The following is a 14041-nucleotide window of genomic DNA, read 5'->3' as shown; positions in this document are numbered from 1 at the left end:
TTGAGAAGTTACGGAGAGTAAAAATGAAAGTTCGTGCTTCCGTCAAGAAATTATGTCGTAACTGCAAAATCATCCGTCGTGATGGTGTCGTACGTGTGATTTGCAGCGCCGAGCCTAAGCATAAACAGCGTCAGGGCTAATATTTTTCTTGCAAAGTCGGGTTGAGCTGGCTAGATTAGCCAGCCAATCTTTTGTATGTCTATGCGTTTCCATTTGAGTATCCTGAAAACGGGCTTTTCAGCATGGGGCGCATATTTAAATAGTAGGAGTGCATAGTGGCCCGTATAGCAGGCATTAACATTCCTGATCATAAACATACCGTTATCGCATTAACCGCGATCTTCGGCATCGGCAAGACCCGCTCACAGGCTATCTGTGCATCAACGGGAATCGCTGAAAATGTTAAGATCAGTGAGCTGTCTGAAGAACAAATCGACATTCTGCGTGACGCAGTTGCAAAGTTTGTTGTTGAAGGCGATCTGCGTCGTGAAGTCACCCTGAGCATCAAGCGTCTGATGGACCTTGGTTGCTATCGTGGTTTACGTCATCGTCGTGGTCTTCCAGTGCGCGGTCAGCGTACCAAGACCAACGCACGTACCCGTAAGGGTCCGCGTAAACCGATCAAGAAATAATCGGGGTGATTGAATAATGGCAAAGGCACCAGTTCGTGCACGCAAGCGTGTAAGAAAGCAAGTCTCTGATGGCGTGGCTCATGTCCATGCATCTTTCAACAACACCATCGTGACCATTACCGATCGTCAGGGTAACGCGCTGGGTTGGGCAACAGCCGGTGGTTCCGGTTTCCGTGGTTCTCGTAAATCTACGCCGTTCGCTGCACAGGTTGCCGCTGAACGTTGCGCAGACGCCGTGAAAGAGTACGGTATTAAGAACCTGGAAGTTATGGTTAAGGGTCCTGGTCCAGGCCGCGAATCAACGATTCGTGCTCTGAACGCTGCTGGTTTCCGCATCACTAATATTACTGATGTGACTCCGATCCCTCACAACGGTTGTCGTCCGCCGAAAAAACGCCGCGTATAACGCTCGTTTTTTAGGAATGTTGGAGAAAGAAAATGGCAAGATATTTGGGTCCTAAGCTCAAGCTGAGCCGTCGTGAAGGTACAGACCTCTTCCTGAAGTCTGGCGTTCGCGCGATTGATACCAAGTGTAAGATTGAACAAGCCCCTGGCCAGCACGGTGCGCGTAAACCGCGTCTGTCTGACTATGGCGTACAGTTACGTGAAAAGCAAAAAGTTCGTCGTATCTACGGCGTGCTGGAGCGTCAGTTCCGTAACTATTATAAAGAAGCAGCACGTCTGAAAGGCAACACCGGTGAAAACCTGTTAGCTCTGCTGGAAGGTCGTCTGGATAACGTTGTTTACCGTATGGGCTTTGGCGCCACTCGTGCAGAAGCACGTCAGCTGGTTAGCCACAAATCCATCATGGTAAATGGTCGCGTTGTTAGCATCGCTTCTTATCAGGTAACTCCGAATGACGTTGTTAGCATCCGTGAGAAAGCCAAAAAGCAGTCTCGCGTGAAAGCCGCTCTGGAGCTGGCTGAGCAGCGTGAAAAGCCAACCTGGCTGGAAGTTGATGCAACTAAGATGGAAGGTGTGTTCAAACGTATTCCTGAACGTACCGATCTGTCTGCGGACATTAACGAACACCTGATCGTCGAGCTTTACTCCAAGTAAAGCTTAGTACCAAAGAGAGGACACAATGCAGGGTTCTGTGACAGAGTTTCTAAAACCGCGCCTGGTAGATATCGAGCAAGTGAGTTCGACGCACGCCAAGGTGACCCTTGAGCCTTTAGAGCGTGGCTTTGGCCATACTCTTGGTAACGCACTGCGCCGTATTCTGCTTTCATCAATGCCGGGTTGCGCGGTGACCGAGGTTGAAATTGATGGTGTACTACATGAGTACAGCACCAAAGAGGGCGTACAGGAAGACATCCTGGAAATCCTGCTCAACCTGAAAGGGCTGGCGGTAAGAGTTCAGGGGAAAGATGAAGTTATTCTTACTCTGAATAAATCTGGCATTGGCCCTGTGACTGCAGCCGATATCACCCATGATGGTGATGTCGAAATCGTCAAGCCGCAGCACGTGATCTGCCACCTGACTGATGAGAACGCGGCTATCAGCATGCGTATCAAAGTTCAGCGCGGTCGTGGTTATGTGCCGGCTTCTGCCCGAATTCATTCGGAAGAAGATGAGCGCCCGATCGGTCGTCTGTTGGTCGACGCCTGCTACAGCCCTGTAGAGCGTATTGCCTACAATGTTGAAGCAGCGCGTGTAGAACAGCGTACTGACCTGGACAAGCTGGTCATCGAAATGGAAACCAACGGCACTATCGATCCTGAAGAAGCGATCCGCCGTGCGGCAACCATTCTGGCTGAACAACTGGAAGCTTTCGTTGACTTACGTGATGTACGTCAGCCGGAAGTGAAAGAAGAGAAACCAGAATTCGATCCGATCCTGCTGCGCCCTGTTGACGATCTGGAATTGACTGTCCGCTCTGCTAACTGCCTTAAGGCAGAAGCTATCCACTACATCGGTGATCTGGTACAGCGTACCGAGGTTGAGCTGCTCAAAACGCCTAACCTTGGTAAAAAATCTCTTACCGAGATTAAAGACGTGCTGGCTTCTCGTGGTCTGTCTCTGGGCATGCGCCTGGAAAACTGGCCGCCCGCTAGCATCGCTGATGAATAACCCGATCACAGGTTAAGGTTTCACTGAGAAGGATAAGGTCATGCGCCATCGTAAGAGTGGTCGTCAACTGAACCGCAACAGCAGCCATCGCCAGGCTATGTTCCGCAACATGGCAGGCTCTTTGGTTCGTCATGAAATCATCAAGACGACCCTGCCAAAAGCGAAAGAGCTGCGTCGTGTAGTTGAGCCGCTGATTACTCTTGCCAAGACCGACAGCGTAGCTAATCGTCGTCTGGCATTCGCCCGCACTCGTGATAACGAGATCGTGGCAAAACTGTTTAACGAGCTGGGCCCGCGTTTCGCGAGCCGTGCCGGTGGATACACTCGTATTCTGAAGTGTGGCTTCCGCGCTGGTGACAACGCTCCGATGGCTTACATCGAGCTGGTTGATCGTCCAGAAGCTCAAGCAGAAGCAGCAGAGTAATATCTGCCGCAATCTGGAAAAACCGGGCGTATGCCCGGTTTTTTTATATCTGAAATTTCCCCTCCCTTTTACAACGCGCTATCCTGTTTGTTCTTTCCCCCGTCCACGAGGTCATGATGTGGTTATTTGACCAGCTGGTAGAACAGCACATTGCTGAAGCCCAAAAAAAAGGCGAATTCGATAATCTGCCCGGCAGCGGTAAAAAGCTGGCGCTGGATGACGACAGTCACGTGCCGCCCGAACTGCGTGCGGCATATCGCCTGATGAAAAATTCCGGTTTTCTCCCGCCCGAGCTGGAAATGCGACGCGAAGCGGTGGAGCTCAATGAACTGCTTGCCGGTATTGAGCCCACGGATGAGCGCTATGCTCAATACGCTAAACACCTCACGCTTTTAGAAAGCAAGCTCAGGCAGGCAGGAATGAGTACCGACTTTCTCAGGAGCGAGTACGGCGGACAATTACAGCAGCGGCTTTTTGGAGAAAAGGATGTATAAAATAGGCCAGCTGGCCAAACTGGCGGACGTAACGCCCGATACGATCCGTTATTATGAAAAGCAGCACATGATGGATCATGAGATCCGCACGGAGGGCGGTTTCCGGCTCTATAGCCAGAACGATCTTCAGCGTCTTCGGTTTATTCGTTATGGCAGACAGCTGGGTTTTAGCCTGGAAGCCATTCGTGAACTGCTTTCGATCCGCATCGATCCTGAACACCATACCTGCCAGGAATCAAAAACTATCGTGCAAACGAGACTGCAGGAAGTCGAAAGCATGATCGCTGAACTGCAGCATATGCAGCGTTCACTGACCAGGCTGAATGATGCCTGCTGCGGAACGGCTCACAGCAGCGTTTACTGCTCCATACTGGAAGCATTAGAGAAAGGCGCACTGGCCCCGACGGCGGATTGATCTTTTGACGTTTGCGTTCTATATTCATTGCCGATTCAACCAAAAGGAAGGTATATGACTAAATATCAACACAGGAAAGGCACCATTCGCGATAACGCGCTGGAGGCTTTGTTACATGACCCGCTGTTCAAAACGCGTATCGAAGCGAATAAAAAAGGCAAAGGCAGCTATCGGCGTAAGGACAAGCACGCAGCCCGGGAGGCCAGTGGTAAAGCAGACTTTACCACTGGCCTTCTGCTTTCAGACCATAAAAAAACCGCCCTCGAAGGCGGTTCTTTTTTTACTGATGCTGTCAGATCTGGCCGTTTTTCTGCTTCAGCAAATCACGGATTTCAGTCAGCAGCGTCTCTTCCGCGCTGATTTTAGGCGCAGGCTTTTCAACTTCTTTCTTCTTGTGCAGCTTGTTCATCAGCTTAATAGCCAGGAAGATAGCGAAAGCCACGATGATAAAATCAAAAACGTTCTGCAGGAAGATACCGTACTGCATCACGACCGCAGGCGCATCGCCGACGGCGGGCTTGAGTACCCAGCCAAACTGTTTGAAGTCTATTCCACCAATCAACAATCCCAGCGGTGGCATAATGATGTTCGCCACCAAAGAAGAAACGATCTTACCGAATGCGGCACCAATAATTACACCGACCGCCAGATCGACAACGTTGCCGCGCATAGCGAAATCGCGAAACTCTTTGAATAAACTCATTGTTATCTCCTTTCCTGTGCCAGTGAATAAGTCTAACAAACGAACCGGCTTTTGCCATGCTAACGGCGGAGAAAAACCAGACGACAGATGAAAAGAGTAGCGGTAAGGGGTAAACACGGTGCCAGTCCCTGGCAGCGCGAAGCGTTATAAAAAGAACGGACTGGGCTGGAACAGTCTTTCTACGTCTGGCACAAATTTCTTGTCGGTCAGGAACATGATCACATGATCGCCTTGCTCGATCCGCAGATTGTCGTTAGCGATCATTACATCATCGCCGCGCACAACTGCACCAATAATAGTTCCCGGCGGCAGTTTGATATCGTCAATAGATCTGCCGACAACGCGCGAGGTGGTTTCATCCCCATGCGCGATCGCCTCGATCGCTTCGGCCACGCCACGGCGCAGCGAGGAAACGCCAACGATATCGGCCTTGCGCACGTGGCCCAGCAGCGCAGAAATCGTCGCCTGCTGCGGCGAGATGGCAATATCGATCACGCTACCCTGTACCAGATCGACGTAGGCTTTTCGCTGGATAAGCACCATAACTTTCTTCGCGCCCATTCTCTTCGCCAGCATTGCCGACATGATATTGGCTTCGTCGTCATTGGTAATGGCAATAAAAAGATCGATCTGATCGATGTGCTCTTCGGCCAGCAGTTCCTGATCCGACGCATCGCCGTAAAAGACAATGGTGTTTTGCAACAGCTCGGCCAGCTCGGCGGCGCGCTGCTGATTACGTTCAATCAGTTTGACGCTGTAATTTTTCTCCAGCCGCTGCGCCAGCCCCGAGCCAATATTACCGCCGCCGACAATCATAATACGCTTATAGGGCTTTTCCAGACGCTGGTATTCGCTCATGACTGCACGGATATGCTGGCTTGCGGCGATAAAAAAGACCTCGTCGCCTGCTTCCACAATCGTTGAACCCTGCGGGCGGATAGGGCGGTCCTGACGGAAGATAGCGGCGACGCGCGTATCAATGTGCGGCATATGCTCACGCATGATTGCCAGAGGATTACCGACCAGCGGCCCGCCATAATAGGCTTTTACTACCGCCAGGCTGACCTTGCCTTCGGCGAAATTGACTACCTGTAGCGCGCCCGGATATTCGATTAGCCGGTAAATATTGTCGATAACCAGCTGCTCTGGCGAGATCAAATGATCGATCGGCACGGCTTCCGGGATAAAGAGTCGTTCGGCATCGCGCAGATAGTCCGGCGCGCGAATACGGGCGATACGGTTCGGCGTATTAAAAAGAGAGTAGGCTACCTGACAGGCAACCATATTGGTTTCATCCGAGCTGGTTACCGCTACCAGCATATCGGCATCTTCCGCGCCCGCTTCGCGCAGCACCCGTGGATGGGAACCGTGGCCCTGCACAACGCGTAAATCGTATTTATCCTGTAACTGACGCAGGCGACCGGAATCCGTATCCACCACGGTAATATCGTTGTTTTCACCTACCAGGTTTTCGGCAAGCGTGCCGCCAACCTGACCGGCGCCAAGAATAATGATTTTCATTGTGCTTCAGTCTGTTCAGGAAAATGGATTAGGCCGACCGTGCCGGCCGCTACGTTATTTTTTTACCAGCTTCGCATAGTAAAAGCCGTCACCGCCCTGAGCATCAGGAAAAACCTGAATCCCTGGCCGTTTTTCGTCACCGGTATCACTCAGCGTAGCATCAGTATGACGCGCCAGGAATGCCGCAACCTGTAGATGGTTTTCTTCCGGCAGAACCGAACAGGTAGCGTAAAGCAAAGTGCCGCCGGGCTTCAGGTGTGGCCAGATAGCATCCAAAATTTGCTGCTGGATAGCCGCCAGCTCGGGAATATCGCGGTCGCGACGCAGCCATTTAATATCCGGGTGACGGCGAATTACGCCGGTTGCCGAGCACGGCGCATCCAATAAAATCCGATCGAACTGCCTGTCGCCACACCATTGTTCGGGCGCTGTCCCATCGCCGACTTTCACTTCGGCAGTCATATTCAGCCGCTGCAAATTTTCGCTGACCCTGGCCAGCCGCTTCGCATCGATATCTACGGCCAGCACGCTGGCTTCAGGTGCGGCTTCCAGAATATGCGTGGTTTTACCGCCCGGCGCGGCACAAAGATCCAGAATCATTTCGCCGTTTTGTGGGTCGAGCAAGGCGACACAGCCCTGAGCGGAGGCATCCTGTACCGTCACCCAGCCCCGATCGAATCCGGGCAGCTGCGACACCGGGCAGGGAGCATCAAGCCGCAGAGCATCCTTGTGCACCGGATGAGGCTCGGCATTTTTACCGGCTTCCTGCAGCAGCGTCAGCCACTCTTCACGGCTGTGATGCTGTCGATTGACACGCAGCCACATCGGCGGGCGCTGATTGTTAGCGTCCACAATTTGCGGCCACTGCGCCGGCCAGGCGTTTCTGAGCCTTGTCAGCAGCCATTTCGGATGCAGGTACTGCTGATCGCCTTCTGCCATCGTCGTCGTCAGCTCCTCCTGCTTGCGCTGGAACTGGCGCAGCACGCCGTTGATCAGCCCCTTCAGCTGCTGCCGTTTGAGTGCGACCGCACCTTCCACCGTCTCTGCCAGCGCGGCGTGGGCGGGGATACGGGTAAACATCAGCTGGTAAAGACCGACCATAATCAGGAAATGAACGGCGCGTTGCTTTCCGGTAAGCGGGCGCTCCATCAGCTGACTGATAACCCACTCCAGCTGCGGCAGCGTACGCAACACGCCATAGCAAAGCTCCTGTAGCAGCGCGGCGTCTTTTTCCGCCAGCGATTTTTGCGCGACAGGCAGCACGGTGCTTAATGACTCGCCACGCTCGACTACTTTCTCAATAGTCTCGGCAGCCACGCTGCGCAGATTGGTATTTTTTTTCATAGGATCGCTTTAAATATCGCCCGACACGAGGCCGGGCGAGGTGTCAGGCAAGGATGTTGCCAGGATTAAACCATTCACGGCGGGAGTTCAGCAGATCCTGCGCCTTCATGGCTTTTTTACCGGCAGGCTGTAGCTCTTCGATATTGAGAACGCCATCGGTAGTCGCAATCTGGATGCCGTTTTTGTCCGCCTGAACAATTTCGCCAGGCTGTTTTGCCACGTGCGGTAATACCGAGGCTTTCCACACTTTGACCGGCTGGTCGTCAATAGTGAAATAGCTGACCGGCCAGGGATTAAAAGCGCGAATGCAGCGTTCAAGCTGGGCAGCGGATAGCGTCCAGTCCAGCTTCGCTTCTTCTTTACTGAGCTTTTCCGCATAGCTAACCAGCGCTTCATCCTGTACTTCCGGCTGCGCGCTGCCGCAGGCAAGCTGCTCAAGCGTGGTCAACATGCCCTGCGGGCCAAGTTCGGCCAGCTTCTGATAGAGGCTGGCGCTGGTGTCGTCCACTTCAATCGGGCAGGCCAGTTTATGCAGCATATCGCCGGTATCCAGACCGACATCCATCTGCATGATAGTCACGCCGGTTTCCGCATCGCCAGCCCAGAGCGAGCGCTGAATAGGCGCCGCGCCGCGCCATTTTGGCAGCAGCGAACCATGTACGTTGATACAGCCCAGGCGCGGCATAGTCAGCACGGCGGCCGGCAGGATCAGGCCATAAGCCACCACGACCATGACGTCAGCGTGCAAATCGGCAACCAGCTGCTGGTTCTCTTCGGGACGCAGGGATTTTGGCTGAAACACGGGAATGCCATGCTGCTCAGCCAGCTGTTTAACCGGGCTGGCCGTCAGCTTGTTGCCGCGGCCCGCCGGACGGTCGGGTTGGGTAAAAACGCCTACTACTTTGTGGCTGGACGACAGCAGTGCGTCAAGATGACGCGCTGCAAAGTCAGGCGTGCCGGCAAAGATAATGTTTAAAGAGTCGGACACGGGGTTCCCTTCTTCAGATGTTCATCAGTCCTGAGCCGTCTGGCGATAGAGTTTTTCCAGCTTTTTACGAATACGATCGCGCTTCAGCGGCGACAGGTAATCGATAAACAGCTTGCCGACCAGATGATCCATTTCGTGCTGAATACAGATAGCCAGCAGGCCGTCCGCCTCCAGCTCATAGCTTTTGCCTTCACGATCCAGCGCGCGGATTTTCACTTTTTCGGCGCGCGGCACCAGCGCTCGCTGTTCCGGAATAGAGAGGCAGCCTTCTTCAATACCGGTATCGCCGCTTTTTTCCAGCAGCTCCGGGTTGATTAGCACCAGACGCTCGTCGCGGTTTTCCGAAACGTCGATAACGATAATGCGCTGATGAATATCGACCTGCGTCGCCGCCAGGCCAATACCTTCTTCGGCATACATGGTGTCGAACATATCATCAACGATACGCTGAATATCGGCGTTTACTTCCGCCACGGGCTTAGCGACGATGCGAAGACGATCGTCGGGATAATGTAATACCTGCAAAACGGACATAACTTTCCAGATGTGTGTTCAAGGAATAAGAGATTTATCCCTCTTATTGTAGACATTTCGCCTTATGATTGACAGCATTCCCGCTATGTAAACCAAAGCCCGGGGCAGGGATGGCACCGATGACGGCAACGGAAATCTGGCTGCGTCTGTCAGCCGTAAAGCAATTGTCCGCGCTACGGCGTAAAGCGATCGTCGCCAGGCTGCAATGCGAGACGGCGCTGGATAAAAATACGCTTCTTGACGCGGGCCTGCGGGCTGAGCAAGCCGAGGCTTTTCTGGCTTATGACCGAAGGGTCATTAAGAGTACGCTCGCCTGGCTGGAGCAGGATAACCACTACTTTATTGCCTGCGACAGCCCTGCCTATCCTCCTTTACTGAAAAACATCCATGATTTCCCCGCCGCCCTTTTTGTTCAGGGCGATCCGGCGCTGCTGACCACGCCGCAGATAGCGGTCATCGGCAGCCGCAGCTGCTCCGCCTATGGCAGAAACTGGGGAACCTTCTTTGCCCAAACGCTGGCGCTCAGCGGTATTACCATTACCAGTGGGCTTGCGCTGGGCATTGATAGCGTCGCCCACAGGGCCGCATTAGAGGTAAAGGGAAAAACGCTGGCGGTATTAGGGGGCGGGCTGATAAAAATCTATCCTCGCCAACATCTTTCGTTGGCGAAAGCGATTGTTGCCGAGGGCGGCACGCTGGTTTCTGAATTCCCGCTTGCCGCTGCGCCGCTCGCCTGGCACTTTCCCTGGCGTAACAGAATCATCAGCGGCTTGAGTCTGGGCGTGCTGGTGGTGGAAGCGGCCCTGAAAAGCGGATCGCTGGTAACCGCCAGGCTGGCTTTAGAGCAAAATCGTGATGTTTATGCGCTGCCTGGCGCAATCGGCAATCCCGGTAGTGAAGGCACGCACTGGCTTATTCAGCAGGGCGCGCTGTTGACCGCGCATCCCAATACTATCCTTGAGCAGTTACAAAGCGATTTGAAATGGTTACCCCTGGCGAAAAACTCAACAATATATTCTGCTGTGGAAGACAATAGTTCATTGCCATTTCCCGAGGTGTTGGCTAACGTAGGAGATGAGGTTACACCTGTTGACGTTGTCGCTGAACGTGCCTGTCAGCCTGTGCCAGTTATCGTAGCTAAGCTGCTTGAGCTGGAGTTAGCAGGGTGGATCGCAGCTGTACCCGGCGGCTATGTCCGATTGAGGAGGGCAAGCCATGTTCGACGTACTGATGTATTTATTTGAAACGTATATTCATAGCGAAGCAGAGATGCGCGTCGATCAGGATAAATTGACGGACGATTTGACCGACGCCGGTTTTCATCGTGAAGATATTTATAATGCGTTGAACTGGTTAGAAAAGCTGGCGGATTATCAGGATGGCCTGACGGCGCCTTTTTTGCTGGCGGCCGATCCGCTTTCCATGAGGATTTATACCGAAGAAGAGAGCCAGCGGTTGGATGCCAACTGCCGGGGATTCATTCTGTTCCTGGAACAAATTCAGGTGCTGAATCTGGAAACCCGGGAAATGGTTATCGAGCGCATTATGGCGCTGGACACGCTTGAATTCGATCTGGAAGATCTCAAATGGGTGGTGCTGATGGTATTGTTTAACATTCCCGGATGTGAAAACGCCTACCAACAGATGGAAGAACTTCTTTTCGACGTCAATGAAGGAATAGTGCACTGAAGAACGTCTTCGTGTCGTAAATGCTATGAATAAAACAGCGCTTTTCGCTGTGCGAAAAAATGAGCCTTGCCCACAGTGCGGGGCGGAACTGGTCATTCGTTCAGGAAAGCACGGCGCTTTTCTGGGATGCTCAGCGTATCCCGAATGCGACTATATCCGCCCCCTTAAAAACCAGGCCGACGGCCATATCGTTAAAATCCTTGAAGGCCAGTTTTGCCCGGTTTGCCAGGCGGAGCTGGCTTTACGTCAGGGGCGCTACGGCATGTTCATCGGCTGTAGCCGCTATCCCGACTGCACGCATACGGAACTCATCGATAAGCCCGACCAAACCACGCTTGCCTGTCCACAGTGCGAGAAGGGAAAGCTGGTGCAGCGGCGTTCACGCTACGGCAAGATGTTTCATGCCTGCGATCGTTATCCGGACTGCCAGTTTGCCGTTAATTTTACACCGGTAGAGGGAGAGTGTGAGTTTTGCCATTTCCCTCTATTAATTGAGAAAAAGACCGCGCGCGGCGTCAGGCGCTTTTGTGCCAGCAAAGCCTGCGGCAAGCCCGTTACAGCAGGAAACAGCATTGAAGAATAACTACCCGGCAGGCTCGCTGGATGCCTGCCTTGCGCACTTACGACAGGATGCCGTCATCGCTTATCCCACCGAAGCGGTATTTGGTCTGGGATGTAACCCGGACAGCGAAACAGCCGTCATGGCGCTACTGGCGTTAAAGCAGCGTCCGGTCGAAAAAGGATTAATCCTGATTGCGGCGGATTATCGACAGCTGCAGCCCTATCTTGATGAAGCACAGCTGACGGCAGAACAGAAAGCAAAGATGTTCTCGTTCTGGCCTGGTCCGGTCACCTGGGTAGTGCCGGCGCGTAAAACCACGCCTCGCTGGCTGACAGGGCGATTTGATTCGCTGGCGGTGCGGGTCAGCGATCATCCCGATGTTCGTCAGCTATGCGAGGCTTTCGGCAAGCCGCTGGTGTCCACCAGTGCCAACCTTACCGGCCTGCCGCCTTGCCGCCACGCTGCGGAAGTTCATCAGCAGTTTGGTAAAGATTTCCCCGTTTTGCAGGCTGAGACAGGCGGACGGAACAATCCTTCTGAAATTCGCGATGCTTTAACCGGCGAACTGATTCGACAGGGATAAACAATGCGAAATTTTGCGGTATTCGGTAATCCGATTAATCACAGCAGGTCGCCACGGATCCATCAGCTTTTTGCAGAGCAGACCGGCATCCCTCATCCCTACGGTCGTATTTGCGCGCCGGTGGATGAATTCGATCGTTCAGTAGCGGACTTTATTGCTCAGGGCGGTGCGGGCGCTAACGTGACGCTGCCTTTTAAAGAGCAGGCTTACCGGCTGGTGGATGAACTGACCGAGCGGGCTTCGCTGGCGGGCGCGGTCAATACTATAAAGAAGCTGGACGACGGGCGGCTGCTGGGCGACAACACCGATGGGATTGGTCTGCTGACCGATTTAGAAAGACTGTCGTTGATCAAGCCTGGCGACCGGGTACTGCTGGTGGGGGCGGGTGGCGCCGCTCGCGGTGTGATCCTGCCCCTTCTGTCTTTGCGCTGTGATCTGACTGTTACTAACCGCACGCTGGCGAAGGCGCAGACATTGGCTGAGCTTTTTCGGCAGGCTGGAAAAATCGCTGCCGAACCGATGGACAGCCTGGAGGCAAGGCAGTTTGATCTTATTATCAATGCCACCTCCAGCGGCGTTGGCGGAGAAATTCCGGCTATACCGGCATCGCTAATCGGCCCGCAAACCCGCTGCTACGATATGTTTTATCAGCCTGGCGCAACGCCGTTTCTGCACTGGTGCCGGGAGCGGGGCGCAACGCATAGGGCGGACGGACTGGGCATGCTGGTAGGGCAGGCGGCGTGGTCATTCTTTTTATGGCACGATGTGTTTCCTGATGTCGCGCCCGTCATTGCTGCTTTGCAGGCGGAACTTCAGGGATGAACCAGGCGATCCTGTTTCCCGATCGTGAATGGTGGGACGAGGCGGCGAACGCCATCTGCTTTCCCGCTTTGGTCAACGGCTTTCAGATCCTTTGTGCCATTGACGGCGAATCGCTGATCCGCCGCTTTGGTAAAGATAAAGAAGTAATAGAAAGCTTCCGCCAACATCGTTGGGATCTGGAGGAGGAAGCAGAAGCGGCGATCAAGGCGGAAAAGGAAGACGCTCAGGGCTGGATCTGGCTTTCCTGAGCCAGATAGTCATCTTTCCATTTCACATAGTTGTTAGATGAATAAAGCAGGCCGCTGATTTCAGCTTCAGTAAGCGGCCGAATTTGTTTTACCGGGCTGCCTAAATAAAGAAAGCCGCTGGCTAGCCGTTTGCCCGGCGGTACCAGGCTACCGGCACCAATCATGACGTCGTCTTCCACTATTACGCCATCCAGCAGTATCGAGCCCATGCCAACCAGAACACGATTACCAATGCGGCAACCATGGAGCATGGCTTTATGGCCAACCGTGACATCTTCCCCGACCATCAGCGGAAAGCCTTCCGGGTTAGCAGAAGACCTGTGGGTAACATGCAGTACGCTGCCATCCTGAATATTGCTGCGTTTACCGATAACAACGCGATTTACATCCCCCCGGATGGCAACCAACGGCCAGATACTGACGTCATCATTTAACTGCACCTCACCAACCACCACGCTTGAAGCATCGACCATGACGCGTTCGCCGCATTGGGGATACGTATCTTTATAAGGACGTAAATTTCCGGACATAACTGCCTCTCATTCATAAAAGGATCCATGAAGCCTGGCATCTCAGGCTAATAACGATCAATAACTTCACTAAAATCAGCGCTATTTTTGTGCGAATTGTCCGTTATCACAACGATAAGCGTGAAAAATCAGCGGTCGAAAAGAAAGATCAAAAAAAGGGTTGTGCTATCCGAACGGATCCCTATAATGCGCAACCACTGAGACGGCACAACGGCTTACGGGCCAGCGGCTCAGGAGGTTCAGGAAACTGAACCGCCGGAGAAAACTTCTGAAAAAGTGGTTGACTCTGAAGGAGGAAAGCGTAAGATACGCCACCTCGCAGTAAGTCGCCAAGGCGCTTACCGCAACGCTCTTTAACAATTTATCAGACAATCTGTGTGGGCACTCGCAGGATTGATATCAGCGTCTCCGGACGCAAAAAAATATCAAGTCTTAAGAGTGAACACATAATGAAATTCATTATGACGTTTTACACTTG

Annotated in this window: 21 protein-coding genes; 15 read left to right on the top strand and 6 right to left on the bottom strand. The window is 53.2% G+C overall.

Translation table 11 applies throughout. The features are described from left to right. Window positions 1-23: 23 nt before the first annotated feature. From rpmJ to EGK14_RS21775, 9 genes are all read left to right on the top strand, one after another. Window positions 24-140, top strand: a complete 117-nt coding sequence (rpmJ, locus tag EGK14_RS20775) for a 50S ribosomal protein L36 (RefSeq protein WP_004160566.1) — start codon at window positions 24-26, stop codon at window positions 138-140. Between the two features lie 135 nt (window positions 141-275). After that, window positions 276-632, top strand: a complete 357-nt coding sequence (rpsM, locus tag EGK14_RS20770; RefSeq protein WP_048917626.1) for a 30S ribosomal protein S13 — start codon at window positions 276-278, stop codon at window positions 630-632. 16 nt (window positions 633-648) lie between these two features. Beyond that, window positions 649-1038: a 30S ribosomal protein S11 gene (rpsK, locus tag EGK14_RS20765; RefSeq protein WP_034899652.1), complete on the top strand. Its 390-nt coding sequence runs from the start codon at window positions 649-651 to the stop codon at window positions 1036-1038. 32 nt (window positions 1039-1070) lie between these two features. After that, window positions 1071-1691: a 30S ribosomal protein S4 gene (gene rpsD / locus EGK14_RS20760; protein ID WP_004160561.1), complete on the top strand. Its 621-nt coding sequence runs from the start codon at window positions 1071-1073 to the stop codon at window positions 1689-1691. Between the two features lie 25 nt (window positions 1692-1716). Beyond that, window positions 1717-2706 (top strand): DNA-directed RNA polymerase subunit alpha, encoded by a 990-nt coding sequence (gene rpoA, locus EGK14_RS20755; protein ID WP_002919219.1) that lies wholly within the window; start codon window positions 1717-1719, stop codon window positions 2704-2706. Between the two features lie 40 nt (window positions 2707-2746). Further along, window positions 2747-3130: a 50S ribosomal protein L17 gene (rplQ, locus tag EGK14_RS20750; protein ID WP_120458461.1), complete on the top strand. Its 384-nt coding sequence runs from the start codon at window positions 2747-2749 to the stop codon at window positions 3128-3130. A gap of 116 nt (window positions 3131-3246) precedes the next feature. Then, window positions 3247-3624 carry a DUF1992 domain-containing protein gene (locus EGK14_RS20745; RefSeq protein ID WP_125290988.1) on the top strand — a complete coding sequence of 126 codons (378 nt, stop codon included), beginning with the start codon at window positions 3247-3249 and terminating at the stop codon, window positions 3622-3624. After that, window positions 3617-4039, top strand: coding sequence for a Zn(2+)-responsive transcriptional regulator (zntR, locus tag EGK14_RS20740; protein WP_125290978.1), 423 nt, complete (start codon window positions 3617-3619; stop codon window positions 4037-4039). The genes EGK14_RS20745 and zntR overlap by 8 nt, the downstream gene beginning before the upstream one ends. Before the next feature lie 54 nt (window positions 4040-4093). Further along, window positions 4094-4399 (top strand): alternative ribosome-rescue factor A, encoded by a 306-nt coding sequence (locus tag EGK14_RS21775; protein WP_125290977.1) that lies wholly within the window; start codon window positions 4094-4096, stop codon window positions 4397-4399. Here EGK14_RS21775 and mscL read toward each other — a convergent pair. The 5 genes from mscL to def form a co-directional block, all read right to left on the bottom strand. Next, a complete protein-coding gene (mscL, locus tag EGK14_RS20730; RefSeq protein ID WP_125290976.1) occupies window positions 4332-4742 on the bottom strand; it encodes a large-conductance mechanosensitive channel protein MscL in 411 nt (136 codons plus the stop codon). The two genes, EGK14_RS21775 and mscL, sit on opposite strands and share 68 nt — an antisense overlap. A 144-nt stretch (window positions 4743-4886) precedes the next feature. Next, on the bottom strand, window positions 4887-6263 hold the full coding sequence (trkA, locus tag EGK14_RS20725) for a Trk system potassium transporter TrkA (protein WP_125290975.1): 1377 nt from the start codon (window positions 6261-6263) through the stop codon (window positions 4887-4889). A 54-nt stretch (window positions 6264-6317) separates the two neighbouring features. Then, complete coding sequence (gene rsmB, locus EGK14_RS20720; protein ID WP_125290974.1) at window positions 6318-7607, bottom strand: 16S rRNA (cytosine(967)-C(5))-methyltransferase RsmB; 1290 nt, start codon at window positions 7605-7607, stop codon at window positions 6318-6320. Window positions 7608-7650: 43 nt separating this feature from the next. Then, window positions 7651-8595 carry a methionyl-tRNA formyltransferase gene (gene fmt, locus EGK14_RS20715; RefSeq protein WP_125290973.1) on the bottom strand — a complete coding sequence of 315 codons (945 nt, stop codon included), beginning with the start codon at window positions 8593-8595 and terminating at the stop codon, window positions 7651-7653. A gap of 24 nt (window positions 8596-8619) precedes the next feature. After that, window positions 8620-9129, bottom strand: a complete 510-nt coding sequence (gene def / locus EGK14_RS20710) for a peptide deformylase (protein ID WP_125290972.1) — start codon at window positions 9127-9129, stop codon at window positions 8620-8622. A 119-nt stretch (window positions 9130-9248) separates the two neighbouring features. Between def and dprA the strand changes: the two genes are divergently transcribed. The 6 genes from dprA to EGK14_RS20680 are packed head-to-tail and all read left to right on the top strand — an operon-like array spanning window position 9249 to window position 13033. Then, window positions 9249-10373 (top strand): DNA-protecting protein DprA, encoded by a 1125-nt coding sequence (gene dprA, locus EGK14_RS20705; RefSeq protein WP_125290987.1) that lies wholly within the window; start codon window positions 9249-9251, stop codon window positions 10371-10373. Further along, on the top strand, window positions 10345-10818 hold the full coding sequence (gene smg / locus EGK14_RS20700) for a DUF494 family protein Smg (protein WP_125290971.1): 474 nt from the start codon (window positions 10345-10347) through the stop codon (window positions 10816-10818). Before dprA ends, smg begins: the two co-directional genes overlap by 29 nt. A gap of 25 nt (window positions 10819-10843) precedes the next feature. Further along, window positions 10844-11401 carry a type I DNA topoisomerase gene (locus EGK14_RS20695; protein WP_125290970.1) on the top strand — a complete coding sequence of 186 codons (558 nt, stop codon included), beginning with the start codon at window positions 10844-10846 and terminating at the stop codon, window positions 11399-11401. Continuing rightward, window positions 11391-11963, top strand: coding sequence for an L-threonylcarbamoyladenylate synthase type 1 TsaC (gene tsaC / locus EGK14_RS20690; RefSeq protein ID WP_125290969.1), 573 nt, complete (start codon window positions 11391-11393; stop codon window positions 11961-11963). The genes EGK14_RS20695 and tsaC overlap by 11 nt, the downstream gene beginning before the upstream one ends. A 3-nt stretch (window positions 11964-11966) precedes the next feature. Beyond that, complete coding sequence (gene aroE / locus EGK14_RS20685; protein ID WP_125290968.1) at window positions 11967-12785, top strand: shikimate dehydrogenase; 819 nt, start codon at window positions 11967-11969, stop codon at window positions 12783-12785. After that, window positions 12782-13033, top strand: coding sequence for a DUF1488 domain-containing protein (locus EGK14_RS20680; protein WP_125290967.1), 252 nt, complete (start codon window positions 12782-12784; stop codon window positions 13031-13033). The genes aroE and EGK14_RS20680 overlap by 4 nt, the downstream gene beginning before the upstream one ends. On the opposite strand, the gene EGK14_RS20675 is transcribed toward EGK14_RS20680, so the two are convergent. Then, window positions 13009-13563 carry a gamma carbonic anhydrase family protein gene (locus EGK14_RS20675; RefSeq protein ID WP_125290966.1) on the bottom strand — a complete coding sequence of 185 codons (555 nt, stop codon included), beginning with the start codon at window positions 13561-13563 and terminating at the stop codon, window positions 13009-13011. The two genes, EGK14_RS20680 and EGK14_RS20675, sit on opposite strands and share 25 nt — an antisense overlap. Between the last annotated feature and the right edge of the window lie 478 nt (window positions 13564-14041).

The sequence above is a fragment of the Erwinia sp. 198 genome (assembly GCF_003937915.1).
Classification (GTDB): Bacteria; Pseudomonadota; Gammaproteobacteria; order Enterobacterales; family Enterobacteriaceae; genus Erwinia; species Erwinia aeris.
This window is presented reverse-complemented; position numbering and strand designations above follow the sequence as displayed.

What these genes read in the sequence shown, in the direction of transcription:
- rpmJ (WP_004160566.1), top strand. Translation starts at nt 24, where the DNA reads ATGAAAGTTCGTGCTTCCGTCAAGAAATTATGTCGTAACTGCAAAATC.
- rpsK (WP_034899652.1), top strand. Translation starts at nt 649, where the DNA reads ATGGCAAAGGCACCAGTTCGTGCACGCAAGCGTGTAAGAAAGCAAGTC.
- rpsD (WP_004160561.1), top strand. Translation starts at nt 1,071, where the DNA reads ATGGCAAGATATTTGGGTCCTAAGCTCAAGCTGAGCCGTCGTGAAGGT.
- rpoA (WP_002919219.1), top strand. Translation starts at nt 1,717, where the DNA reads ATGCAGGGTTCTGTGACAGAGTTTCTAAAACCGCGCCTGGTAGATATC.
- rplQ (WP_120458461.1), top strand. Translation starts at nt 2,747, where the DNA reads ATGCGCCATCGTAAGAGTGGTCGTCAACTGAACCGCAACAGCAGCCAT.
- EGK14_RS20745 (WP_125290988.1), top strand. Translation starts at nt 3,247, where the DNA reads ATGTGGTTATTTGACCAGCTGGTAGAACAGCACATTGCTGAAGCCCAA.
- zntR (WP_125290978.1), top strand. Translation starts at nt 3,617, where the DNA reads ATGTATAAAATAGGCCAGCTGGCCAAACTGGCGGACGTAACGCCCGAT.
- EGK14_RS21775 (WP_125290977.1), top strand. Translation starts at nt 4,094, where the DNA reads ATGACTAAATATCAACACAGGAAAGGCACCATTCGCGATAACGCGCTG.
- mscL (WP_125290976.1), bottom strand. Translation starts at nt 4,742, where the DNA reads ATGAGTTTATTCAAAGAGTTTCGCGATTTCGCTATGCGCGGCAACGTT.
- trkA (WP_125290975.1), bottom strand. Translation starts at nt 6,263, where the DNA reads ATGAAAATCATTATTCTTGGCGCCGGTCAGGTTGGCGGCACGCTTGCC.
- rsmB (WP_125290974.1), bottom strand. Translation starts at nt 7,607, where the DNA reads ATGAAAAAAAATACCAATCTGCGCAGCGTGGCTGCCGAGACTATTGAG.
- def (WP_125290972.1), bottom strand. Translation starts at nt 9,129, where the DNA reads ATGTCCGTTTTGCAGGTATTACATTATCCCGACGATCGTCTTCGCATC.
- dprA (WP_125290987.1), top strand. Translation starts at nt 9,249, where the DNA reads ATGACGGCAACGGAAATCTGGCTGCGTCTGTCAGCCGTAAAGCAATTG.
- smg (WP_125290971.1), top strand. Translation starts at nt 10,345, where the DNA reads ATGTTCGACGTACTGATGTATTTATTTGAAACGTATATTCATAGCGAA.
- EGK14_RS20695 (WP_125290970.1), top strand. Translation starts at nt 10,844, where the DNA reads ATGAATAAAACAGCGCTTTTCGCTGTGCGAAAAAATGAGCCTTGCCCA.
- aroE (WP_125290968.1), top strand. Translation starts at nt 11,967, where the DNA reads ATGCGAAATTTTGCGGTATTCGGTAATCCGATTAATCACAGCAGGTCG.
- EGK14_RS20680 (WP_125290967.1), top strand. Translation starts at nt 12,782, where the DNA reads ATGAACCAGGCGATCCTGTTTCCCGATCGTGAATGGTGGGACGAGGCG.
- EGK14_RS20675 (WP_125290966.1), bottom strand. Translation starts at nt 13,563, where the DNA reads ATGTCCGGAAATTTACGTCCTTATAAAGATACGTATCCCCAATGCGGC.